The sequence below is a fragment of the Actinoplanes sp. NBC_00393 genome (assembly GCF_036053395.1).
Lineage (GTDB): Bacteria > Actinomycetota > Actinomycetes > Mycobacteriales > Micromonosporaceae > Actinoplanes.
Genome location: NZ_CP107942.1, coordinates 6032501 through 6053544 on the forward strand (window position 1 = coordinate 6032501; position 21044 = coordinate 6053544).

Here is a 21044-nt window from a genome sequence, read left to right on the forward strand (position 1 = left end):
ACTCCGGGACGACGGCTTCGCCGTCCGTGATGCGCTCGTTGTTCAGGTACGCCCCGCCCTCGTTGATGGTGCGGCGGCCCTCGTTGGCGCTGGCCACCAGACCCGACTCCTGGAGCAGCTTGCCGACGGTCGGCAGCTCACCGCGTACCTCCAAGAGGCCGGCCTCGCCCAATGCGGCGCGCAACGTGTCCGCGGAGAGCTCCTCCAGCGAACCTCGCCCGAAGAGTGCCTGGCTGGCGGCGATGGCCTGCCGTGCCTCCTCGGGGCCGTGCACGAGCGCGGTGATCTCCTCGGCGAGGGCTCGCTGCGCGAGCCGGGCCTGCGGCCGCTCCGCGGTCGCCTTCTCCAGCTCCTCCAGCTCCTCGCGGGACTTGAAGCTGAAGTACTTCAGGTACTGGACCACGTCGCGGTCGTCGCTGTTGATCCAGAACTGGTAGAAGGAGTACGGCGTGGTCATGGTCGGGTCGAGCCAGACGGCGCCGCCCTCGGTCTTGCCGAACTTGGTGCCGTCGGCCTTGAGGACCAGCGGGGTGACGAAGGCGTGCACCGGGCCGGCACCACGGCGCCGCACGAAGTCGACGCCGGCGGTGATGTTGCCCCACTGGTCGGAGCCGCCGAACTGGAGCTGACATCCGTTGCGGACGTGCAGCTGGTAGAAGTCGTTGGACTGCAGCAGCTGGTAGCTGAACTCGGTGAAGCTGATCCCGGACTCGAGGCGGTTGCGGACCACGTCGCGGGCCAGCATCTTGTTGACCGGGAAGTGCTTGCCGACGTCGCGCAGGAAGTCGATCACCGAGGTCGGGCCGGTCCAGTCCAGGTTGTTCACCAGGGTGGCGGCGTTCTCTCCGTCGTAGGTGACGAACGGGGAGAGCTGCTCACGGATCCGCTGCACCCAGCCCTCGACCACCTCGGGCGGGTTGAGGCTGCGCTCGCTCGACTCGCGCGGGTCACCGATCTGGCCGGTGGCGCCGCCGACGAGCAGCAGCGGCTTGTGCCCGCCCTGCTGGAGCCGGCGAGCGGTGCAGACCTGCATGAGGTGACCGACATGCAGCGAGGCGGCAGTGGGGTCGAAGCCGACATAGAACGTGATCGAGCCGCCGTCGAGTGCTTTGCGCAGCTCGGCGGGGTCGGTCGAGTCCTGGATCAGTCCACGCCACAACAGGTCGTCTACGAGAGTCACGCACGGATTGTCCCGCACGCGCTGATGCGGATCACAGCGGGTTTCGGGATGCTAGGCGAATGGGTCACCTGGGTAGCGCGGAACCACCGTTCGAGATCTCCAAGAAGAAGGCCGAGGCGAGGCTGGAGGCGGCACAGGAACGCCTGCTCCGGCTGCGCCTGTTGCTGGGTGGGCAGATCGGGCAGCACGAGCTCGGCCCGCCGCTGTGCGTGGTCTTCGAGGGCTGGGACGCGTCCGGCAAGGGCGGCGCCATCAAGCGGCTGGTCTCGCCGCTGGACCCGCGGCACGTCCGGGTGGCGCAGTTCGCCGCGCCCACCTACGACGAGAAGCGGCACCACTTCCTGCAGCGGTTCTGGAGCGTGCTGCCCGGCTTCGGCGGGATGGCGGTGCTGGACCGGTCCTGGTACGGGCGGGTGCTGGTGGAACGGGTCGAGGGGTTCGCGACCAAGGAGCAGTGGAAACGGGCGTACGACGAGATCGCGGAGTTCGAGCGCACCCTGACCGCCGAGGGCATGATCCTGATCAAGTTCTGGATGCACGTCTCCGACGAGGAGCAGTTGCGCCGCTTCGAGAGCCGCAGGAACGACCCGCTGCGCTCGTGGAAGCTCACCGACGAGGACTGGCGCAACCGGGGAAAGCGGGCGGACTACGAGGCCGCGATCGAGGAGATGATCGAGAAGACCGACCGGCCGCGGGCGCGCTGGCACGTGATCGCCGGCGACGACAAGCAGTACGCGCGGTTCGCCGTGGTGGAGCACGTCTGCCATGTGCTGGAGACCAAGCTGACCAAGCGCGGTTTCGACCTGCACGCCGCCGATCACCCGGGGCCGACCGAGGTGTGAGGGTTCGGGCGCCGTCCGCGCCCGAACCCACCGCTCACAGGGTCAGTTTGCGCGCCTGCACCGGGTCCGTCGCCGCCACTGCGAGCTCGGCCAGCCGCCGGCACTCGGCCTCGGTGTAGCCGGTCAGCGACGCCCGTACCGCCGGCACGGCCCGCGGCGACATCGACAGGCTGGTCACTCCGAGACCGACCAGGATCGGCGCCAGCGCCGGGTCGGCCGCCGCCTCCCCGCACACGCCGACCGGCTTGCCCGCCTCCCGGCCCGCCTGCCCGCACACCCCGATCAGCTGCAGCAGGGCCGGCTGCCACGCATCCAGCAGGTCGGCCAGGTCACCGCACATCCGGTCGGCGGCGAACGTGTACTGGCTCAGATCGTTCGTGCCGATGCTCAGGAAGTCGACCACCCGCAGCAGGTCGGCGGCACGCAGCGCGGCGGCCGGCACCTCGATCATCACGCCCGCCTTCGGCAGGCCGGCCTCGCGGACCGCGTCGGCGAACGCGGTGGCCTCCGCGAGGGTGGACACCATCGGCGCCATCACCCAGACGTCCGCATCGGTGCCGGACCGGGCCTCGGCGATCGCGGCCAGTTGGGTGGCCAGCACCTCCGGGCGCTGGCGGGCAACACGTAGACCGCGTACGCCCAGCGCCGGGTTCGGCTCGCCCTCCTGGTTCAGGAACGGCAGCGGCTTGTCGGCGCCGGCGTCCAGCGTCCGGATCACCACCCGCCGGCCGGCCATCGCGGTGAACACCTCCCGGTACGCGGTGACCTGCTCGGCCAGCGTCGGCTCCTGGGCCCGGTCGAGGAAGAGCAGTTCGGTACGGAACAGTCCCACCCCCTCGGCGTGGACCTCGTCGGCGGCGGCCACATTCTTCACCGATCCGACGTTGGCGAGGAGCTTCACCCCGTACCCATCAGCGGTCCTGCCCGGACCGGTCAGACCGGACACCGCGGCCGCCGCCTGTGCCGCACCCTGCCTCGCGGCCTCTGCCGCGCCCTCGTCGATCCCGGCGTCGACGCGCCCCGCGGCGCCGTCGACCAGCACCAGCGTGCCCTCCGCGATGCCCAGCACCCCCGGGCAGGCGACCACGGCGGGCAGACCGAGAGCCCGGGCCAGGATCGCGGTGTGGCTGGTCGGGCCGCCCACCTCGGTGACCAGCGCGACCACCTGCTCAGGATCGAGGTCGGCGGTGTCCGCCGGCGCCAGGTCGCGGGCCGCCAGCACGTAGGGGTGACCCGGCTGCGGCACGCCCGGCATCGGCAGCCCGAGCAGGACCGCGACCGCCCGATCCCGGAGATCGTCCAGGTCGGCGACGCGTTCCGCGAGATAACCGCCGGCCGCCTCGAACGCCTCCCGGAACGCGCCGAACGCGGCGTCGATCGCGTGCGGCGCGTCCTGACCGGCCTCGACGTGCTCGCGGACGCCCTCGCGCAGCATCTCGTCGTCGGCCATCATCGCCTCGGCCCGCAGCACCTCCTCGACCGTGGCGTCCGAGGCGCGGTCGGCCCGGCGTTCCAGGTCGGCGACCACCTCGGCGAGGGCGGCGTTGGCCCGCTCGATCTCGGCGGCGGCGTCCTCGACCGGGATGGGCGGCGGCAGGGCCGGGACCGCCGCGATCCGCAACAGCGGGCCGGCGGCGATCCCGGCGCAGACGCCGATGCCGGTGAACGACTCAGGCATCGCTGGGCTCTTCGGCGTCGAGGTCGCGGGCCAGCAGCGCGGCGAGGCCGTCCAGGGCCTCGTCGGCGCCGTCGCCGTCGGCCTCGAGGACCACCTCGGTGCCCTGCTTGGCGCCGAGCGCCAGCACCGACAGCATGCTCTTGGCCGGCACCGGCTTACGCTCGCCGACCCGGATGGTGACCTTGACCGGCGCCGCCGCGGCGGCCTCCACGAAGAGCTTGGCCGGCCGGGCGTGCAGGCCGCTGGCGGAGCCGACAGCAACTGTGCGCGTGGGCATGAGAGACCCCCTAGGGCTCGATGGTGACCTTGATGGCCTCGCCACGGGCGACGATCCCGAAGGCCTCGATGGCCTGGTCCAGCGGCAGGCGGTGGGTGATCAGGTCGGCGACCGGCACCGCGCCGGTGGCGACCAGGTTGAGCGCCTCGGCGTTGTGCGCCGGGCTGGACCCGTTGGCGCCCACGATCATCAGCTCCCGGTAGTGCACCAGGTTCGAGTCGCAGGTGATCGTCGGGTTGTCCTTGGGCAGGCCGCCGAAGAAGCTGATCCGGCCCTGCCGGGCGGCCATCTCGATGGCCTGCTCCTGCGCCTTGCCGGAGGCGGCCGCGGTGATGATGACGTCCGCGCCGCGGCCGCCGGTGAGCTCGCGGACCGCCTCGATCGGGTCGACCTCGGCCGCGCAGATGGCGGCGTCCGGCTTGACCAGCTCGGCGGCCATGTCGAGACGCTGCCGGCTGAGCTCGACCAGGAAGACCCGGGCGGCGCCGCGGGACCGGGCCAGACGTACGTGCAGACACCCGATCGGACCGGAACCGATCACCACGACGTCGTCGCCCTCGCCGACCCGCGCCAGGTTCTGCGCGTTGAGCGCACAGGCCAGCGGCTCGGCCACCGACGCCTCGGCGAACGAGACGCCCTCCGGGATCCGGTTGAGGCCGTTCACCTTCAGGACCTCCTTGGGAACCACCATGTACTGGGCGAAGCCGCCCTCGAAGTGGTAGCCCATCGACACCTGGTTCGGGCAGACCGTCATCCGGCCGCGCCGGCACTCGGCGCACACCCCGCACGGGATGGCCGCGATCACCTGAACCCGGTCGCCGGTCCCCCAGCCCTCGACGCCCTCGCCCACCTCGACGATCTCACCGGCGATCTCGTGCCCCATCACCCGTGGCGGGTGGATGTGGTGGTGACCGAACTTGGAGATCTTGACGTCGGTGCCGCAGGTGGAGCAGTTCCGGACCCGGATCTTCACCTCACCCGGGCCGGCGGACGGCTCCGGCATGTCCTCGAACCGGACGTCGCCGGGAGCGTGGAAACGTACGACCTTCATTCACTGTCCTCCTGGATCTTCCCGAGCAGCCGGATCACGGTGCCGGGATCGGTGGCCTCGCGCAGTTCACGAGCCTGGTCCTCGTCGAGCAGGATCTCGGCGAGGGCGGCGAGCAGTTCGACGTGCCCGTCGCCGGCGGCGGCGATGCCGACGCAGAGCGCCACCGGCTCGCCACCCCAGTCGACACCCTCGGGGAAGCGCAGCACCGCGAGGGCGTCCCGCTTCACCAGCTCCTTGCCGCCGAGGGTGCCGTGCGGAATGGCGACACCCTCACCGACGTAGGTCGAGATGGACCGTTCCCGGGCCAGCATGGTGTCCACGTAGCCCGGTTCCACGGCGCCGATCTCGACCAGCACCTCGCCGCAGCGGCGTACCGCCTCGTCCCGGTCCGCGGCCTTCTCGTCCAGCCGGATCGCCCGGCGGTCCAGCAGCTCAGACATTGAAGTCGGTGCCCTGCTGGATGGCCTTGACCACCTTGGCGACCGCGGGGTCGCCGAGGAAGACCTGGAACGGCACGATCGGCTTGTCCGGCGCGACCGAGCGGGCCCGCGCGGCCAGCCCGTTGTGGCAGACCACCACGTCGGCGTCGGCGGGGATCGAGTTCACCGGGGTGTGCTCGACCGTGACACCGCTCTTGCTGAGCTGCTTGCGCAGGGTGCTGGCGAGCATCACGCTGCTGCCCATGCCGGCGTCGCAGGCGACGACGAGCTTCTGGATGTCCTTGCCGTTGAGGGTTGCCATGACGCTCTCCTGATCTAGGCGTTTTCCTTGCGGCTGTCGGTGGTGGTCTCGCTGTCGTCCGCCGAGGAGGTGGTGGCGGCCCGCTGGTGCGGGATCTCCGCCTCGGTGGCCACCTCCTCCTCGGCCGGGTCCAGCTCCTGGTCGGACTTCAGCTTGCCGAAGCCGAGCAGCAGGGCGGCGACACCGAAGGTGACCAGGGCGGCGATGACGACGCCGAGGATCATGCCGAAGTAGCCGCCCTTCGCGGTGACGGCGGCGAAGGCGAAGATGCTGCCCGGGGCGGGGGACGCGACGGTGCCGGTACCGGTGATCATGAAGGTGGCGACGCCGGCCATGCCGCCCGCGATCATCGCGAGGATCAGGCGCGGCTTCATCAGCACGTACGGGAAGTAGATCTCGTGGATGCCGCCGAAGAAGTGGATGATCATCGAGGCCGGGGCGGAGGGGCGCAGCGACTTCGGGCCGAAGAAGAGGTACGCCGCGAGCAGCCCCAGACCCGGGCCGGGGTTCGACTCGATCATGAACAGGATCGACTTGCCCTGCTCCTGCACCTGCTGCACACCGAGCGGGCTGAACACGCCGTGGTTGATGGCGTTGTTCATGAACAGCACCTTCGCCGGCTCCACCAGCACCGACACCAGCGGCATCAGGTTGTGGTCGAGCAGCCAGTCGACACCGTTGCCGGCCGCCCTGGTCAGCCCCTCGACGATCGGGCCGATGGCCAGCTTGCCGAGAATCGCGAAGGCGCCGCCGACGATGCCGGCCGAGAAGTTGTCGATCAGCATCTCGAAGCCGGGCCGGACCTTGCCCTCGATCGCGTTGTCGAACAGCTTGATGACATAGGCGGCGAGCGGGCCGATGATCATCGCGCCCAGGAACATCGGCACCTCGGCGCCGACGATCACGCCGAAGGTGGCGACCGCGCCGACGACGGCGCCGCGCTGGCCGTGCACCATCCGGCCGCCGGTGTAACCGATCAGGACCGGCAGCAGGTACTTGATCATCGGGTCGACGAGCTGGGCCAGATTCTCGTTCGGGGTCCAGCCGACCGGGATGAACAGGGCGGTGATCAGGCCCCAGGCGATCAGCGCGCCGATGTTGGGCATCACCATGCCGGCCAGGTAGCCGCCGATCTTCTGGACCCGCGCCTTGAAGCCGGTTCCGGTGACCGTGGGGGTATATGAAGAAGCCATCAGGGGATCTCCATTTCATGGGCTCGGGTCCGCAGCGGCTTGCGGCCGCAATTCCCGATCTGTACGGGTAAGTCGCGCTATTTCGTGCTTTCTCAGGGTGCGGTGGATCGCTCGTCCGGACGCACCGCGGCGTTGCGGGGTGGTGCACGACGGGACGAGGTGGCGCGGTATTCGGATGGCTGCTCCCGAGCCGGAACGGTTCTGCTCCGGGGGGCGGGGGAAGGACTGGGCGACTGGGCGGGGCGCTCAGTCGCTGCGTAACGGTCGGTTCAGGTCAGGGGCGGGGTCGAGCGCGATACGCGTACGGTCCAGGTCGGCCGGCCCGGGCATCCGGCTGCCCGGCAGGCTCACCGCGGCCGCGCCCCACGCCAGGCCCTCGATCAGTGCGGCCTCGCCGCGCGCGCCGGCCGAGAGGAACCCGGCCAGCAGGGCGTCGCCCGCGCCGACCGTGCTGCGCGGGACGCTCACCGGGGAGACGCCGGTCAGCACGCCGGCCTCGTCGACCAGCACCGCGCCGCCCGCGCCGAGGCTGGCCAGCACCGAGCCGGCGCCGGCCTTGCGCAGCCGCTGGCAGGCCTCGACCACGTCGCCGAGTGTGCACAGTTCGGCGCCGACCGCCTCGGCCAGCTCCTCACGGTTCGGCTTGACCAGGGCCGCGCCCGCCGCGACGCCGGCCAGCAGCGCCGGACCGCTGCTGTCCACCGCCAGCCGGGTGCCGCCCGTGACCAGCCGCTCGCACAGATCGGTGAAGGCCGCGGTGCTCGGCCCGGGCGGCAGGCTCCCGCAGATGACCACCCAGTCGGCGGCCCCCGCAGCGTTCAGGACCGCCTCGCTCACCTGTGCGAACTCGGCCCCGGAAAGCACCGGGCCGACCTCGTTGATCTTCGTGACCGTGCCGTCCGGCTCGGCCAGGGTGATGTTGGAACGGGTCCGTCCGGCGATCGGGACCGCCAGCATGTCGACCCCCTCGCCCTTGAGCAGGTCGACCAGCTGATCCCCCTCCGCCCCGCCGGTCGGCACCACCGCGGTGGAGCGGATCCCGTTGGCCAGCAGCGCCCGCGAGACGTTGACGCCCTTGCCGCCGGGATCGATGTGCGAGTCACCGGCCCGCAGCACCTCGCCGCGGACCAGCGCGTCGACCTCGAGGGCCCGGTCGACGCTGGGGTTGAGGGTGACGGTGAGGATCATGCCCGGACCAGCCGGACGCCGGCCGCCTCGACGTCACCGGCGAGCTCCTCGTCGAGCCCGTTGTCGGTGATCAGCAGGTCCAGCTCGGCGAGACCGCCGAACCGGGCCAGGTAGTCGTTGCCGATCTTGGTGTGGTCGGCGAGCAGGACGACCCGGCGGGACGCGGCGATCATCGCCCGCTTGACCGCTGCCTCGGCCGGGTCCGGTGTGGTCATGCCGCGTTCGACGGTGCAGCCGTTGGTGCCCATGAACGCGACGTCGACGTACATCTCGGCCAGCGGCCGCAACGCCCAGTCGTCCACGGTGGCCAGGGTCTTGCCCCGGACCCGGCCGCCGAGCAACAGGACGGTGAGGTTGGGCTTGACGCCGAGGGCCGCGGCCAGCACCGGCGAGTTCACCACCACGGTGAGTTCGCGATCGGCCGGCAGCAGGTGGGCGAGACGGGCGGTGGTGGTCCCGGCGTCCAGGATGATCGCCCCGTCCTCCGGCACCTCGGCGAGCGCCGCCTTGGCGATCCGCTCCTTCTCGCTGATCAGGACGGCGTCCCGGGTGGCGAGGGCCGGCTCGAAGCCGAGCCGCTCCACCGGGATGGCGCCACCGTGCACCCGGCGAAGCACGCCGGCCCGCTCCAGCACGGTCAGGTCGCGGCGGATCGTCTCGGCCGTCACGGCGAAGCTGTCCGCCAGCGCGACCACGTCCACCCGGCCTTCGGCGCGGGCGCGCCGCACTATCTCCTGCTGGCGTTCCTCGGCGTACATCTGTGGCTCACCGCCCGACTTCGTTTTGGCTTTGTCTTTGTTTACGCCCGCTTCTGCCCGAACGCAATATGTCAAAGAGATTTCGATCTCCTTACGCGAAGATCCGGAACCCCATGTCCAGCCAAAACGGAAGTATTCGGAAGTTGCCCGTTTATGTGGGTTTAGCGGCGAGTCGCACCGGCAGCGCTGTACGGCGGCAGGCCGAGCGTCTTACGGATGGCCTGCTGCACCTCGTCGAGCGGCGGGCGGCCGTCCACGTCGTGCACGACCTCCTTGCGCCGGAACAGCTCCAGCACCGGCCGGGTCTTCTCGTGGTAGTCGCGCAGCCGGGCCTCGAGCGCCTCGGGAGTGTCGTCGGCGCGGGTGACCAGCTCGTGGCCGCAGATGTCGCAGCGGCCCTCCTGCTCGGGCCGGTCGGCGATCAGGTTGTAGTCCATGCCGCAATTCGGGCAGAGCCGGCGGCTGAGCACCCGGCGCCGCACCTCCTCGTCGGACAGCTCGAGGTGGATCACGGCGTCGATGTCGTAGCTCTCCATGAAGAACTCGGCCTGCCGGCCGTTACGCGGGAAGCCGTCGATGATGAAGCCGTAGTTCCAGTCATGGATGCCCATGCGGCGGCGCACCACGTCCTCGACGAGGTCGTCGCCGACCAGCTCACCGGCGGCCATCAGCCGCTTGACCTGGGCGCCGATCTTCGTGTGGTTGCGCACGTGCCAGCGGAAGACGTCACCCACGCTGATGTGCACCAGGTCGAACTCCTGGGCCAGGATCTTGCTCTGGGTGCCCTTGCCGCTGCCCTGCACGCCCATGATCACGTACTTGCGCATGTGGCCTCCTACGGCTGGTCGGCCGCGCCGATCCGCAACGGGCCGGGCGGCAGTCCGGTCAACGTGGTCGGGTCGATGCTCCACGCGCCGGCCACCTGGAACACGTCGCGCTCGGCGACCAGCACCGTGGTCTCCTCCGGGTCGAAGTCGCCGGGCAGCCCGGCGTCGCGTTCCGCCGGGTCCGGCTCGCCGAACCACGACGTGACCTCGCCGGTCTGCCCCACATACCCGAAAGCGCGGATCAGATCACCGTGCGCCGCCCGCTGCCATCGATGCAGCTCGGTGACTCGATGTGTGGCGAAGTATTGCACCTCGGCGCCGAGCTCCGCGGAGAGCGCGACCACGTCCGGCGGGGTCTGCATGAGACGGCGGCCGACGGCGAGCACCCAGCGGGTGTCCCGGGCGCCGGGCAGCAACGGGGTGACCGCCACCCGGTCGTCGGTGAGATGGGCCAGATCGAGGCCGTCCCGCCAGGACACCGGGCCGAGGTCGCGCAGGCCGAGGGCCGCCAGGACGGCGCCCGGCTCGCCACCGGCGACGGCGAGCCAGGCCTGCTTGCCGCCGAATCCGGTCATGACGTCGGTATCCATGTCCGCAACGCTATCCGGCGTACGCCCGATACTGTCCGGTTACGCCCATTCGCCGGGCGCGCGGGAGACGCGCGTCACGGCCATCCGTAGTTGCGGCGCAGGATCGCCGCGACCCGGTCGAAGCGGGTCCGGTCCAGCACCGCGCCCTCGCGGCGGATGCCGTCCTCCTCCACCTCCAGCACCCGGTCGAGCCGGACCCAGCTCGGCCGCGCGGTCCGGTCCCAGTCGCCGGGGCCGAGCGCGAGCCAGTGCCGCTGGCCGTCGCGGTCGCTCTGGCTGGAGAGCATCAGGCCGAGCAGCGTACGCCCGTCGCGCCCGACCACCAGCACCGGACGATCCTTGCCCTGAGCCGGATCGTCCTCGTACGGCACCCAGGTCCAGACGATCTCCCCGGGATCGGCGTCACCGTCCAGATCGGGCGCATACGCCAGATGCCGTCCCGCCCGCGGCCGGGGCACCTGCCGGGGCGGTCGCGCCGGAGTCGCGGGTTGTGCCGGCACGGTTTCGCGCGGGACCTCGACGTCCTGCTCGTACACCGGCTGCCGGTCCGGCGCGCCCGCCAGGCGCCGGAAGAACGTCTTCAAGATTTCGAGCACCGCCGCACCCTACAGCCGGTTCCGCTGCACGCCCCGCCTCGGCGGGGAAGGATGACCAGCATGACCCGATACGGACCGATGTTCGGACCGGACTACACCTTCCTCGGTGTGCCGGCCTGTGACTGGCAGGAGCCGCGCACCTACGCCGACGCCGACGTCGTGATCCTCGGCGCCCCGTTCGACGGCGGCACCTCGCACCGCCCCGGCGCCCGGTTCGGCCCGCAGGTGATCCGCGGCACCGACTACCTCGCGCACGACGGCTCGCGCCCGCACATGGCGATGCGGGTCAACGCGCTCACCGACGATCTGACCGTGCTGGACGCCGGCGACCTGGAGGTGTTCAGCGGCGAGATCGAGCGCAGCTGCCGGACCATCGAGGACGCGGTGGCGTTCGTCTCCGGCCACGGCGCGATCCCGTTGATCCTCGGCGGCGACCACACCATCACCTGGCCGGACTGCACCGGGGTGTCGCGAACCCACGGCAAGGGCAGAGTCGCGGTCATCCACTTCGACGCGCATGCCGACACCGGGGACATCGAGTTCGGCTCGCTCTACGGCCACGGCCAGCCGATGCGCCGGCTGATCGAGTCGGGCGCGGTCCGCGGCGACCGGTTCCTGCAGCTCGGCCTGCGCGGGTACTGGCCCGGGCCGGACGTGCTGGACTGGATGGCCGACCAGCGGATGAACTCGTTCCACATGAGCGAGATCGTCGAGCGCGGGCTGGACGCGGTCCTGGACAGCGCCTTCGAGATCGCCCTGGACGGCTGCGACGGCGTCTTCCTGTCGGTCGACATCGACGTCTGCGATCCCGGGCACGCGCCCGGCACCGGCACCCCCGAGCCCGGCGGGTTCTCCGCCCGGCAACTGCTGGACAGCGTCTCGCGGATCTGCCACGAGCTGCCGGTGGTCGGCATGGACATCGTCGAGGTGTCGCCGCCGTTCGACCACGCCGACATCACCGCGATGCTGGGCAATCGGGTGGTCCTCGAAGCGCTCTCCGGGATGGCCCGGCGGCGCAAGGACGGCGACGGGCCGCGGTGGAGCCGCGCCACACCGTTGCTCCAAGATCGGGGTACGCCGAAGGACAGCCCGGATTAACCGAGGTCGAACTCGCCGTCCCGGACGCCGGCGAGGAAAGCGACCCACTCCGAGTGGGTGAAGACCAGCGCCGCGCCGTCCGGGTCCTTGGTGTCGCGGACCGCCACGATGCCGGGAAGGTTGATCGCCACCTCGACGCAGTCGCCCCCGTTGCCGCCGCTGCGAGTGCTCTTGTGCCAGACGGCACCGGTCAGGTCAGCCATCGCTCTCTCCTCAAGCGCCGTCGCTGCGTTCGATGATCGCGGCGATGAGATCGTCGGAATCGGCCTGGCTGAGCGCGGTCGCCTCCAGCTCTGCCCAGATCGACTCGTACGTCTCCACCTCCTTGAGCTTATCCAGGTAGAGCGCGCCGGTGAGATTCTCGCAGTAGATCGTCGTGGGCTCCGGCGACGCCGTCCCGACCGCCGGGAACTCCAGCACAGTGAACTGGCCGGAACTGGCCGCGGCGTGCGGGCCGGCCCCGAACGGGATCACCCGGACGCTGACGTTGGGCCGGGTCGACACGTTCACCAGGTGCGCCAACTGCTTCTGCATGCCCAGTGTGTCCGGGATCGCGCGGTGCAGCACCCCCTCGTCGATGATCACGTCGAGCTGTGGGGCCTGCGGGCGGCGACGGCTCAGCAGCGACTGCCGCTCGAGCCGGACCGCCACCGCGTTCTCCACCGCGGCCTCGTCGTCACCGTGCCAGCGGCGGAAGACGCATTCCGCGTACTCCCGGCTCTGCAGCAGGCCGGGGATCACGCTCGGGGCGAACGAGCGCAGCCGGCTCGCCGCCTGCTCCATGCCGACATAGAGCTCGAACCAGGCCGGGACGACATCGCCGTACGCATGCCACCAGCCCTTCGCCTTCGACTCCTGGGCCAGCCCGATCAGCACCTCGGTCATGTGGCCGGGCGCCGTGTAGACCGAGCACATCGCGATCACGTCGTGCTTGCGGACCGGCACCTCACCGTTCTCGATCCGATACATCCGGGCGCGGGAGAACTCCAGCTCCTGTGCCGCCGCCATCAGCGAGATGCCGGCCTGCTCCCGCAGCTGCCGCAGGAGCCGTCCCACCTGCCGCCGCGGCACGGTCGAGCCCGTCTCGGTCATCCGCTTTCGCTCCCCACCATCCGCCGGTGTATCGAACGAGACGATCGCATCGCCCCGGGCGAGACAGCGAGAATCCATTTCTGGGATTCTCGCCAAACCGCCTTGAGGTGCAGGGTAGGCCACGGAAGTCTTCGATGTGTAGCCGCCGAATCGCTCAAAGTGAGGCCGGGAATGCTGGTGCCGCGGACCGAACACGTCGGGGACCGTCCGTCGTGGGACTGCCGGGTCTGCGGCCTGCCGTGGCCGTGTGCCACCGCGAAGGTCGAGCTCGTCGAGCAGTACCAGAAGTTCCCGCACGGGCTCTCCGTCTACCTCGGCTCATGCCTGGTCGAGGCGATCGACGACTGGGCGGCCGGGGCCGGCGGACCACCGGCCGACCTCTACGAACGGTTCCTCGGCTGGGCCTGACGCCGGCTCAGTCCTCCACCCGCTTGCGCAGCGCGCGGTAGAGCTGGTCGTCCTGCACCGCGCTGTACAGCGTGCGGTCCGGGCCGGCCATCGGCACCCACGGGCAGGACTTGTCCTTACCGGTCAGGTTCACCTCGCCGACCTTCTTGTGAGTGGCCACCTCGTACACCGTCAACCGGTAACGGCCCTGCCGCAACGGCATGGTCTGCGGATCCGGATCCTCCACCTTGCAGTCCCGCAGCTTCGGCCCGGCGCCGATCAGATCCAGACAGGCCACCAGCTGGACCTGCCCCGGTTTCGGGGCCCAGGCCTTGCGTTCGGCGGCCGTGCCCGCGTACGCCGTCTCGTTCAGGGTCCGCGTCGAGCGGTAGGTGACGTCCATCTGGTCACGGACGCTGATCAGGATCGGGTGCGGCGCCGCACCCCGGTACTTCGGCGCATCCGGGTAGAACCAGTCCTGGCAGACCAACTCCAGGTCGTCGGTGGTGCGCGCCGGCTCGGTGGCCGCGCGCGGGCCGGCCAGGGCGCCCTCCACCGGGAACGACGGCGGCGGCCCGGCCGGCTTCGCCGCCGACGGCGGCAGGTTGATCAGCTGCACGAAGAAATAGGCCGCGGCGCCGAGACAGCCCACCAGCAGCAGCGCGAGCGCCGAGGTCCAGACCAGGGTGCGCCTTCGGGACGTACGCCCAGCAGCGCCCGCCTCGTCCACCTGCTGCATCCGTCGCTCCCAGCCTCCAGGTCGCGACGAACTATATCGACGACGAGCGCTGCTGTGTACCGTCGGTCGTCAGAACGCGTACGGTCCGAAACGTCCCCAGGCCACGAAGGCCGCCAGGATCAGCAGCACCACGGCCGGGACCGCCTTCGGCGCCTCCTTGCGGCGCAGGTGCACGATCACCGCGCCGGCCATCATCAGCACCAGGCCGAGCGCCGCCAGCGGGACCAGAACCGTCGCGATGTCCAGCACCGCGGGCAGGATCAGGCCGATCGCGGCCAGCAACTCCGCCGCGCCGATCGCCTTGACCGCACCCGCGCTGAAGTCCTCGACCCAGGTCAGACCCGACTCGGCCAGCTTCTCCTTCGGCTGGGTCAGCTTCATCAGCCCGGCGCCGAGGAATGCGGCAGCGAGCAGGATGGTGACCACCCACAGAACGACGACCATGATTTTCCACCTGACTCAGTGACTTCAACAGTTGAGTGAAAGTTAGTCGCGATGACTTAAGCAGGCAAGTGATCGGCTAGCATGGGGCACATGGACCCAGCAGAGCCACGCTGGCTGACCAGCGACGAACGCACCGCCTGGATGGCACTCACCAGCGTCTTCATGCGCCTGCCCGCCGCGCTCGACACCCAGTTGCAGCGCGACGCCGGAATCAGCCACTTCGAGTACGGGATCCTCGCCGGCCTGTCCGAGTCCCCCGACCGCACGCTGCGGATGAGCACGCTCGCGCGGTTCGCCGAGGGATCGCTGGCCCGCCTCTCGCAGGCCGTCAGCCGGCTCGAGAAACGTGGCTGGGTGCGCCGCCGCCCCGACCCGGCCGACGGGCGCTACACCCTCGCCGAGCTCACCGACGACGGGTGGGACAAGGTCGTCGCCACCGCGCCCGGGCACGTCGAGGCCGCCCGCACGCTGGTCTTCGACCCGCTCACCAAGGCACAGGTCGGCCAGTTGCGGGAGATCTGCCGGCGCATCATGCACGCGGTCGACCCCGACGACACCTGCGGAACCGTCCACCCTGCGACCACGGAGAACCGATGAGCCCGATCCTTGATCCGGTGGTGCCCGCGGGTGCGTACGATCGCTTCCTGATCGAAGCCCTGCCCCGTGCCCGCGCGCAGCGGGCCTGGAACGCCGCGGACGGGCCGCTGCCCGCCCTCTATCTCAGCCACGGCGCGCCGCCGCTCTTCGACGACGGCCCCTGGCTGCGGGAACTCTTCGACTGGGCGCAGTCCATGCCGAAACCGGCGGGCATCCTGATCGTCTCGGCGCACTGGGAGACCGCGCCGCTGGCGCTCTCCGCGCCGGCCGCGCACACCCCGCTCGTCTACGACTTCGGCGGCTTCCACCCGCGCTACTACGCGATGCGGTACGCGACTCCGGACGCCTCGGCGCTCGCCCGCCGGATCGCCGGGATGATGGGCGAACCGGTTCATCAGCACGCCAGCCGCGGCCTCGACCACGGGGCCTGGGTGCCGCTGATGGCCATGTACCCGCTGGCCGACGTGCCGGTGCTGCAGCTCAGCATGCCGACGCAGGACCCGGCCCGGCTGCTCGCCATCGGCGAGCGGCTGCGGGAGCTGCGTGCCGAGGGTGTGCTGGTGATCGGGTCCGGCTTCATGGTGCACGGCTTGCCGTTCCTCACCCGCGACATGCTGAGCGGCGCGGTCCCGGCGTGGTCGTCGGAGTTCGACGCGTGGGCGGCCGAAGCGCTGGGCCGTGGTGACGTGGACGAGCTCGCGGCCTACCAGCACCGGGCGCCGGGGATGCCGTTCGCGCACCCGACGCCGGACCACTTCACGCCACTGTTCGTCACGCTGGGCGCCGCCGACCGGCCCGACCGTCCGGTGCGCACCATGATCGAGGGATACATGATCGGGTTCTCCAAGCGGTCGTTCCAGACGTTGCCGTGATTGGGTGGTACCCGTGACGACGAGCTGGCAGGACCTGCCCGCGGAGGCGGTGGACGAGGCGGCCCGGCTGCTGCTCGGCTGGCGGCTCACCGCCAACGGGGTGAGCGTGCGGCTGACCGAGGTCGAGGCTTACAGCGGGCTGGGCGCCGACCCGGCCAGCCACGCGCATCGCGGGGTCACCAACCGCAACGCGGTGATGTTCGGCCCGGCCGGGCGGCTCTACGTCTACCAGATCTACGGCATGCACTTCTGCGCCAACATCGTCTGCGGCGAGTCCGGGAAAGCGGCGGCGGTGCTGCTGCGGGCCGGTGAAGTGGTGGACGGGCTGGCGCTCGCCCGGCAGCGGCGGCCGGCCGCACGGCGCGACAGTGACCTGGCGGCCGGGCCGGCGAAGCTGATGCAGGTGCTGGCGCTGGACAAGGGCGCCAACGACACATCAGTGCTCGACGGCAGCGGTCCGGCGACGCTCACCCCACCCACCGGGCCGGTCGGCACCATCGCGGCCGGGCCACGGGTCGGGGTGACCTCGGCCCACGACGTGCCGTGGCGCTTCTGGATCGCCGGCGACCCGACAGTCAGCGTCTACCGCCGGCACACGCCCCGGGCCCGGCGCCGCCCCTCCAACGGTTAAACCCAAACTCGCCGCCTCACCTCCCCGCCACCGCCGTCTGGCCGCCTCGCTGGCTCGAGCTGCGGCGGGGCTGCGGCTGGCTTGCTGGTTGAGCGGCGCGGCGAAGAGGGTCTCGGGTGGGGCGACAGCCGTAAGGCACAGCCGGGCCCAATATTTCGGACTTTTTGATCATCCGGCTGGGAACTGCGCACCCTTCCTGCCGGCGGAGGCAGCAACAGCTCCCAGCCGGCTCCCGGGAACCGGCCTTGTGGATCACCCGGCTGGGAGTTACGGCTGTCCTGATGATCCACACCCGGTCGAAACGTCGCGCCAAGCGGCTGGCTCTCACGGCTGTTTCCGCAAGCGCGAAACAACACTGAGCGCCAGCCAAGCGGGGCGGCTGGCGCTCACGGCTGCTTCCGGAAGCGGGAAACGACACTGAGCGCCAGCCAAGCAGGGCCGGCTGGCCCTCACGGCTGCTTCCGCAAGCGCGAAACAACACTGGGCGCCAGCCAAGCAGGGCCGGCTGGCCCTCACGGCTGCTTCCGCAAGCGCGAAACGACAGTGAGCGCCAGCTGAGCGGGGCGGCTGGCGCTCGCGGCTGGTTCCGGGAGCGGGGACGACGGTGAGGGTCAGCCGGTGGACGGGGCTAGTCGGCCAAGTTCAGGGGGAAGACGACGGTGAAGCGTTCGAAGAGGATCTCCTCGGAGTGCTCGTCCCACGGGCGGCCGAGAGTGGCGCAGCGCCGTTGCCAGTAGTGGCGGTGGTTGGCCATCCAGCTTTCGCGCGTGCGGTCGTCCTCCCCTTCGGCGTGGGCGAAGGACTCCTCGACGCTGTGGAAGGCGCCGATCCGCAGTTCGGTGGTGCGCAGCACGAGCCGGGGCGCGCCGGTGCTGTCGCAGACGATCCAGTGGCAGCCGATTCGCGGCAGCGGGTTGGACTCCGTGTCGAAGTCGGCCATCAGCGAGGACGTGGCCCGCTTGGCGCCGGCGGCCACCAGCTCCAGCAACTCGTCGGCGAGCTCGGCGGAGTCGCCGAACCGCTCGACTGTGTAGTCCGGGGCGACGCGGACCGCGTCGGGGCGGGCGGCCGCGTACGACGCCCAGAACTGCGCGGCGGCGGCGGTGTCGACCGGGGCCGGGGTGGTACGCGTTGACATGGCCGCCATCCTGGCATGGTTTCGACAGCGACCCGGCGGGTAGCCGCGCCGGATGACCCCGAACGCCAGTGTGACCTTCGTCGGTAACGCCACGACGCTGCTGCGGCTGGGCACCTTCACGCTGCTCACCGATCCGGCCTTCAGCCCGGCCGGCAGCCGGGTCTACCTCGGCTACGGCGCGTGGACGCGCAGGCTTCGGGATCCGGCGAAGACGTACGAGGAGCTGCCGACCCCCGATGCCGTCCTGTTGTCACACCTGCACGGCGATCACTTCGACCGCACCGCCCGGCGGCTGCTGCCCCGCGATCTGCCGATCGTCACCACTACGCAGGCACAGCGGCGGTTGCGCAAACGGCACTACTCGGCCGTACAGGGTCTGCCCACCTGGGAGGCCGAGGAGTGGCGCCGCGACGGGCAGACGTTGCGGGTGACCGCGCTGCCCGGCCGGCACGGTCCGGGCCTGGTCGACCATCTGCTGCCGGACGTGATGGGCTCGCTGATCGACTGGGAGGTGGACGGCGAGCGGCGGCTGCGGCTCTACATCACCGGTGACACGCTGTACCGGCCGTTCCTCGGCGAGATCCGGGACCGCTGCGGCGAACCGGACGTGATGCTGATCCATCTGGGCGGCACGAAACTGCTGGGCCTCACCCTGACCATGGACGGCCGGCAGGGCGCCGAGCTGACCGGGCTGATCCGGCCCCGGCTGACCCTGCCGATCCACTACGACGACTACAAGGTGATGAAGTCGCCGCTCAGCGACTACCTCACCGAGTGTCAGGGCCGCTCGCTGACCGGCGTCCAGGCGATCGGCCGCGGGGAGACGCTCACGCTGGCGTGAAGACGCCGAGGCTGCGGGTGGGCCGGGTCAGCGCCACGTAGAGGTCGTTGGCGCCGCGCGGCGACTCGGCCAGGATGCCGGCCGGGTCGACCACCACCACCTCGTCGAACTCCAGGCCCTTCGCCTCGGTCACGGTCAGCAGCACGGCATCCTCCTCCAGGTCGGTGCCGACCGGCAGCAGAGCTGCCAGTTCGTCGCGCCGGCCGGCCGGGGTGAGCACCGCGAGCCGGCCCTCGCGCTCGCGGCCCACCAGCTCGGCGAGCCGGCTGAGCGGGCCGGTCTCCTCCCAGGGTTCGATGCCGGAGTGCCGGACCGGGCGCGGCGGTTCGATCGGCGCGCCGGCCGCGGCCAGCACCCGCCGGGTGTAGGCCAGAATTTCGGCCGGGGTGCGGTAACTCACGGTGAGTTCGGCGAGACGCCAGCGATCTGCGACGTACGGGTGGAGCACCTCACCCCAGCCACCCGGGGCGCCCATCGTGCCGGCTTGGGCGAGGTCGCCGACGATCGTCATCGACCGGCTCGGGCAGCGCCGCATCAGCAGCCGCCAGGCCATCGGGGACAGCTCCTGCGCCTCGTCGACGATCACGTGCCCGTACGCCCACTTCCGGTCCGCCGCAGCCCGTTCCGCCGCCGAGCGCCACTCCCGGTGCTCGTACCGTTCGGCCAGCATGTCGGCCTGCATCACGTCGGCCGCGTTCGGGATCGCCGCTTCGAAGTCGTCCTCCAGCTCGTACGACTTCGAGCCGGCCGTGACGTCGAGGACGCCCTGCGCGTACGCCAGCTCCCGCCGCCACTGCCGGACGGCCCGCTCCCGGGCGGCCCGGTCGTCCTCGCCGAGCAGTTCGGCGGCCTCGTCGAGCAGCGGCACGTCGGCCGGTGTCCACCCGCCGTCCGGTTCGCGCCGCAGCAGCTCGCACTCGTCCGCGCTGAGTTGCGGGACCGCGGCCGGGTCGGCGTACAGGCCGGTGAGCAGCTGCTCCGGGGTGAGCACCGGCCACAGCTCGTCGAGCACCGCCTGGACTGCGGGATCGCCGGCCAGGTCAGCGCGGATATCCGCCAGGTCCGCCTCCTCCAGCACGTTCGACGAGGTCAGCGCGTCGTCCTCGCCGAGCGGATCGTTCCAGAACGGGTCGTAGCCGATCTTGTCGGCGACCTGGGCGGCCAGCTCGTCGAGGACCGCGCGGTCGAAGAGGGGCCGGGCCAGGTTGTGCAGCCGTCCGGACCGGCGGGCCCGCTCCCGGGCCGCGTCCACGGTCGGCGGGTCGAGGCGCAGCACGTGCCGGTCGGCCACGACCTCGATCGTCTCGTCGGGAACGCGCTGTCTGACGCGTACCGCCGCTTGCAGGATCTCCACCATGGCGGCGCGACCCTTCAGCTCGGCGGTGGCCGGCGGCTCCGGCCGCCGGGCCGTCACGCCCGGGAAGAGGTCACCCTGCGTGGCCAGCAGCACGCCGGTCTCGGCCAGCGACGGCAGCACGTGCGAGATGTAGCGCAGGAAGGTGGCGTTCGGGCCGACGATCAGTACGCCGCGCGCGCTGAGCTGCTCACGGTAGGTGTACAGCAGATACGCGGCCCGGTGCAGCGCGACCGCCGTCTTGCCGGTGCCCGGCCCACCCTGGACGACCAGCACGCCGCCGAGGTCGGAGCGGATCACCCGGTCCTGTTCGGCCTGGATGGTCTCGACGATGTCGCGCATCCGCCCGGTGCGGTTGGCGGTGAGGGCGGCGAGCAGCGCGGCCTCGCCGGTCAGCGGGGTCGTGTCGGTGGCCCGGCCGGCGTCGAGGATCTCGTCGTCGAGCGCGATCACGGACCGGGCCCGGGTACGGATGTGCCGGCGACGGGTCACGCCGTGCGGGGTGACGGCGGTGGCGACGTAGAACGGGCGGGCGGCCGGCGCCCGCCAGTCGACCAGCAGCTGACGGTCGGTGTCGGTGAGCCCGATCCGGCCGATCCGCAGTGGTTCGTCGTCGTGCCGGTCCAGGCGGCCGAAGCAGAGCCCGTCCTCGACCGCGGCGAGCTGGGCGAGGCGTTCGGCGTACTGGGCGGTGACCGCATCGCGGTGTGACCGGGCGTGCGGGGTGCCGCCGCCCTCGAGCCGGGCCTGGGCGAGCCGCCGCTCGGTGCGGTCGCGGAGTTCGTCCAGGTGGCGGTACAGGTCGGTGAGGTGGTGCTGCTCCTCGGTGAAATCTGCCGCCGGAACACTTGACAGACTTGACAAGACCCCTCCCAGGGCTTAATCTGATAGTGGGTGTGCAGGCTTTTTTCGAAATCAGACAGGCGCAAC

Annotated in this window: 25 protein-coding genes (1 of these 25 cut by a window edge); 7 read left to right on the top strand and 18 right to left on the bottom strand. The window is 71.0% G+C overall.

The window, feature by feature from the left end; all coding sequences use genetic code 11:
* A protein-coding gene (gene tyrS / locus OHA21_RS28065; protein WP_328459796.1) for a tyrosine--tRNA ligase crosses the window boundary here: on the bottom strand, positions 1–1180 show its 5' portion. The gene continues 77 nt to the left of window position 1, outside the view; only the first 1180 of its 1257 coding nucleotides appear in the window; it begins with the start codon at positions 1178–1180; its stop codon lies beyond the left edge, outside the window.
* Positions 1181–1239: 59 nt separating this feature from the next.
* On the opposite strand from tyrS, the gene OHA21_RS28070 reads away from it, so the two are divergent.
* Complete coding sequence (locus tag OHA21_RS28070; RefSeq protein ID WP_328459798.1) at positions 1240–2022, top strand: polyphosphate kinase 2 family protein; 783 nt, start codon at positions 1240–1242, stop codon at positions 2020–2022.
* Between the two features lie 34 nt (positions 2023–2056).
* Here OHA21_RS28070 and ptsP read toward each other — a convergent pair whose 3' ends face one another.
* The 11 genes from ptsP to OHA21_RS28125 all read right to left on the bottom strand — a co-directional run bounded on the left by ptsP (position 2057) and on the right by OHA21_RS28125 (position 10825).
* Positions 2057–3700, bottom strand: a complete 1644-nt coding sequence (ptsP, locus tag OHA21_RS28075) for a phosphoenolpyruvate--protein phosphotransferase (protein ID WP_328459800.1) — start codon at positions 3698–3700, stop codon at positions 2057–2059.
* The gene (locus OHA21_RS28080) at positions 3693–3977 is read right to left on the bottom strand and encodes an HPr family phosphocarrier protein (RefSeq protein WP_328459802.1); all 285 of its coding nucleotides are present in this window, start codon (positions 3975–3977) and stop codon (positions 3693–3695) included. Before OHA21_RS28080 ends, ptsP begins: the two co-directional genes overlap by 8 nt.
* A 10-nt stretch (positions 3978–3987) precedes the next feature.
* Positions 3988–5028, bottom strand: coding sequence for a zinc-dependent dehydrogenase (locus OHA21_RS28085; RefSeq protein WP_328459804.1), 1041 nt, complete (start codon positions 5026–5028; stop codon positions 3988–3990).
* Complete coding sequence (locus OHA21_RS28090; protein ID WP_328459806.1) at positions 5025–5468, bottom strand: PTS sugar transporter subunit IIA; 444 nt, start codon at positions 5466–5468, stop codon at positions 5025–5027. The genes OHA21_RS28085 and OHA21_RS28090 overlap by 4 nt, the downstream gene beginning before the upstream one ends.
* On the bottom strand, positions 5461–5769 hold the full coding sequence (locus tag OHA21_RS28095; RefSeq protein WP_328459808.1) for a PTS lactose transporter subunit IIB: 309 nt from the start codon (positions 5767–5769) through the stop codon (positions 5461–5463). The genes OHA21_RS28090 and OHA21_RS28095 overlap by 8 nt, the downstream gene beginning before the upstream one ends.
* Positions 5770–5783: 14 nt before the next feature.
* Positions 5784–6965: a PTS mannitol transporter subunit IICB gene (locus OHA21_RS28100; RefSeq protein ID WP_328478577.1), complete on the bottom strand. Its 1182-nt coding sequence runs from the start codon at positions 6963–6965 to the stop codon at positions 5784–5786.
* A 243-nt stretch (positions 6966–7208) separates the two neighbouring features.
* Positions 7209–8150 carry a 1-phosphofructokinase family hexose kinase gene (locus OHA21_RS28105; RefSeq protein WP_328459810.1) on the bottom strand — a complete coding sequence of 314 codons (942 nt, stop codon included), beginning with the start codon at positions 8148–8150 and terminating at the stop codon, positions 7209–7211.
* On the bottom strand, positions 8147–8908 hold the full coding sequence (locus OHA21_RS28110) for a DeoR/GlpR family DNA-binding transcription regulator (protein ID WP_328459812.1): 762 nt from the start codon (positions 8906–8908) through the stop codon (positions 8147–8149). The genes OHA21_RS28105 and OHA21_RS28110 overlap by 4 nt, the downstream gene beginning before the upstream one ends.
* Positions 8909–9069: 161 nt before the next feature.
* Entirely contained in the window at positions 9070–9735 is a 666-nt protein-coding gene (locus OHA21_RS28115; RefSeq protein ID WP_328459814.1) for an adenylate kinase family protein, read from the bottom strand.
* An 8-nt stretch (positions 9736–9743) separates the two neighbouring features.
* Positions 9744–10325 carry a hypothetical protein gene (locus OHA21_RS28120; RefSeq protein WP_328459816.1) on the bottom strand — a complete coding sequence of 194 codons (582 nt, stop codon included), beginning with the start codon at positions 10323–10325 and terminating at the stop codon, positions 9744–9746.
* A 74-nt stretch (positions 10326–10399) separates the two neighbouring features.
* Positions 10400–10825: a type II toxin-antitoxin system PemK/MazF family toxin gene (locus OHA21_RS28125; protein WP_442875178.1), complete on the bottom strand. Its 426-nt coding sequence runs from the start codon at positions 10823–10825 to the stop codon at positions 10400–10402.
* A 156-nt stretch (positions 10826–10981) separates the two neighbouring features.
* Here OHA21_RS28125 and speB point away from each other — a divergent pair, with 156 nt between their 5' ends.
* Positions 10982–12019, top strand: coding sequence for an agmatinase (speB, locus tag OHA21_RS28130; protein ID WP_328459820.1), 1038 nt, complete (start codon positions 10982–10984; stop codon positions 12017–12019).
* Here the strand turns inward: speB and OHA21_RS28135 are convergent.
* Together OHA21_RS28135 and OHA21_RS28140 are read right to left on the bottom strand one after the other, a co-directional pair.
* Positions 12016–12222, bottom strand: a complete 207-nt coding sequence (locus OHA21_RS28135; RefSeq protein ID WP_328459822.1) for a DUF397 domain-containing protein — start codon at positions 12220–12222, stop codon at positions 12016–12018. The two genes, speB and OHA21_RS28135, sit on opposite strands and share 4 nt — an antisense overlap.
* Positions 12223–12232: 10 nt before the next feature.
* Positions 12233–13111, bottom strand: coding sequence for a helix-turn-helix domain-containing protein (locus OHA21_RS28140; protein WP_328459824.1), 879 nt, complete (start codon positions 13109–13111; stop codon positions 12233–12235).
* A 171-nt stretch (positions 13112–13282) separates the two neighbouring features.
* Between OHA21_RS28140 and OHA21_RS28145 the strand changes: the two genes are divergently transcribed.
* The gene (locus tag OHA21_RS28145; protein WP_328459826.1) at positions 13283–13519 is read left to right on the top strand and encodes a hypothetical protein; all 237 of its coding nucleotides are present in this window, start codon (positions 13283–13285) and stop codon (positions 13517–13519) included.
* A gap of 7 nt (positions 13520–13526) precedes the next feature.
* Here OHA21_RS28145 and OHA21_RS28150 read toward each other — a convergent pair whose 3' ends face one another.
* Both OHA21_RS28150 and OHA21_RS28155 read right to left on the bottom strand, forming a co-directional pair.
* A complete protein-coding gene (locus tag OHA21_RS28150) occupies positions 13527–14237 on the bottom strand; it encodes a hypothetical protein (RefSeq protein ID WP_328459828.1) in 711 nt (236 codons plus the stop codon).
* A gap of 69 nt (positions 14238–14306) precedes the next feature.
* Positions 14307–14681 (bottom strand): DoxX family protein, encoded by a 375-nt coding sequence (locus OHA21_RS28155; RefSeq protein WP_328459830.1) that lies wholly within the window; start codon positions 14679–14681, stop codon positions 14307–14309.
* Between the two features lie 90 nt (positions 14682–14771).
* Between OHA21_RS28155 and OHA21_RS28160 the strand changes: the two genes are divergently transcribed.
* Genes OHA21_RS28160 through OHA21_RS28170 form a run of 3 tightly spaced genes read left to right on the top strand, consistent with a single transcriptional unit; the run spans position 14772 to position 16781 of the window.
* Positions 14772–15278, top strand: coding sequence for a MarR family winged helix-turn-helix transcriptional regulator (locus OHA21_RS28160; protein WP_328459832.1), 507 nt, complete (start codon positions 14772–14774; stop codon positions 15276–15278).
* On the top strand, positions 15275–16150 hold the full coding sequence (locus OHA21_RS28165; protein WP_328459834.1) for a dioxygenase family protein: 876 nt from the start codon (positions 15275–15277) through the stop codon (positions 16148–16150). Before OHA21_RS28160 ends, OHA21_RS28165 begins: the two co-directional genes overlap by 4 nt.
* Before the next feature lie 13 nt (positions 16151–16163).
* On the top strand, positions 16164–16781 hold the full coding sequence (locus OHA21_RS28170; RefSeq protein ID WP_328459836.1) for a DNA-3-methyladenine glycosylase: 618 nt from the start codon (positions 16164–16166) through the stop codon (positions 16779–16781).
* A 628-nt stretch (positions 16782–17409) separates the two neighbouring features.
* Here OHA21_RS28170 and OHA21_RS28175 read toward each other — a convergent pair.
* The gene (locus OHA21_RS28175) at positions 17410–17919 is read right to left on the bottom strand and encodes an ASCH domain-containing protein (protein ID WP_328459838.1); all 510 of its coding nucleotides are present in this window, start codon (positions 17917–17919) and stop codon (positions 17410–17412) included.
* A 52-nt stretch (positions 17920–17971) separates the two neighbouring features.
* On the opposite strand from OHA21_RS28175, the gene OHA21_RS28180 reads away from it, so the two are divergent.
* The gene (locus tag OHA21_RS28180; RefSeq protein WP_328459840.1) at positions 17972–18760 is read left to right on the top strand and encodes an MBL fold metallo-hydrolase; all 789 of its coding nucleotides are present in this window, start codon (positions 17972–17974) and stop codon (positions 18758–18760) included.
* Here OHA21_RS28180 and OHA21_RS28185 read toward each other — a convergent pair.
* Positions 18747–20978: a HelD family protein gene (locus tag OHA21_RS28185; RefSeq protein WP_328459842.1), complete on the bottom strand. Its 2232-nt coding sequence runs from the start codon at positions 20976–20978 to the stop codon at positions 18747–18749. The genes OHA21_RS28180 and OHA21_RS28185 overlap by 14 nt on opposite strands.
* Positions 20979–21044: the final 66 nt, after the last annotated feature.

Coding starts and splice junctions, on each gene's coding strand:
- OHA21_RS28070 (WP_328459798.1), top strand. CDS start 1,240: ATGGGTCACCTGGGTAGCGCGGAACCACCGTTCGAGATCTCCAAGAAG.
- ptsP (WP_328459800.1), bottom strand. CDS start 3,700: ATGCCTGAGTCGTTCACCGGCATCGGCGTCTGCGCCGGGATCGCCGCC.
- OHA21_RS28080 (WP_328459802.1), bottom strand. CDS start 3,977: ATGCCCACGCGCACAGTTGCTGTCGGCTCCGCCAGCGGCCTGCACGCC.
- OHA21_RS28085 (WP_328459804.1), bottom strand. CDS start 5,028: ATGAAGGTCGTACGTTTCCACGCTCCCGGCGACGTCCGGTTCGAGGAC.
- OHA21_RS28090 (WP_328459806.1), bottom strand. CDS start 5,468: ATGTCTGAGCTGCTGGACCGCCGGGCGATCCGGCTGGACGAGAAGGCC.
- OHA21_RS28095 (WP_328459808.1), bottom strand. CDS start 5,769: ATGGCAACCCTCAACGGCAAGGACATCCAGAAGCTCGTCGTCGCCTGC.
- OHA21_RS28105 (WP_328459810.1), bottom strand. CDS start 8,150: ATGATCCTCACCGTCACCCTCAACCCCAGCGTCGACCGGGCCCTCGAG.
- OHA21_RS28110 (WP_328459812.1), bottom strand. CDS start 8,908: ATGTACGCCGAGGAACGCCAGCAGGAGATAGTGCGGCGCGCCCGCGCC.
- OHA21_RS28115 (WP_328459814.1), bottom strand. CDS start 9,735: ATGCGCAAGTACGTGATCATGGGCGTGCAGGGCAGCGGCAAGGGCACC.
- OHA21_RS28120 (WP_328459816.1), bottom strand. CDS start 10,325: ATGGATACCGACGTCATGACCGGATTCGGCGGCAAGCAGGCCTGGCTC.
- speB (WP_328459820.1), top strand. CDS start 10,982: ATGACCCGATACGGACCGATGTTCGGACCGGACTACACCTTCCTCGGT.
- OHA21_RS28135 (WP_328459822.1), bottom strand. CDS start 12,222: ATGGCTGACCTGACCGGTGCCGTCTGGCACAAGAGCACTCGCAGCGGC.
- OHA21_RS28140 (WP_328459824.1), bottom strand. CDS start 13,111: ATGACCGAGACGGGCTCGACCGTGCCGCGGCGGCAGGTGGGACGGCTC.
- OHA21_RS28145 (WP_328459826.1), top strand. CDS start 13,283: ATGCTGGTGCCGCGGACCGAACACGTCGGGGACCGTCCGTCGTGGGAC.
- OHA21_RS28150 (WP_328459828.1), bottom strand. CDS start 14,237: ATGCAGCAGGTGGACGAGGCGGGCGCTGCTGGGCGTACGTCCCGAAGG.
- OHA21_RS28155 (WP_328459830.1), bottom strand. CDS start 14,681: ATGGTCGTCGTTCTGTGGGTGGTCACCATCCTGCTCGCTGCCGCATTC.
- OHA21_RS28160 (WP_328459832.1), top strand. CDS start 14,772: ATGGACCCAGCAGAGCCACGCTGGCTGACCAGCGACGAACGCACCGCC.
- OHA21_RS28165 (WP_328459834.1), top strand. CDS start 15,275: ATGAGCCCGATCCTTGATCCGGTGGTGCCCGCGGGTGCGTACGATCGC.
- OHA21_RS28175 (WP_328459838.1), bottom strand. CDS start 17,919: ATGTCAACGCGTACCACCCCGGCCCCGGTCGACACCGCCGCCGCCGCG.
- OHA21_RS28180 (WP_328459840.1), top strand. CDS start 17,972: ATGACCCCGAACGCCAGTGTGACCTTCGTCGGTAACGCCACGACGCTG.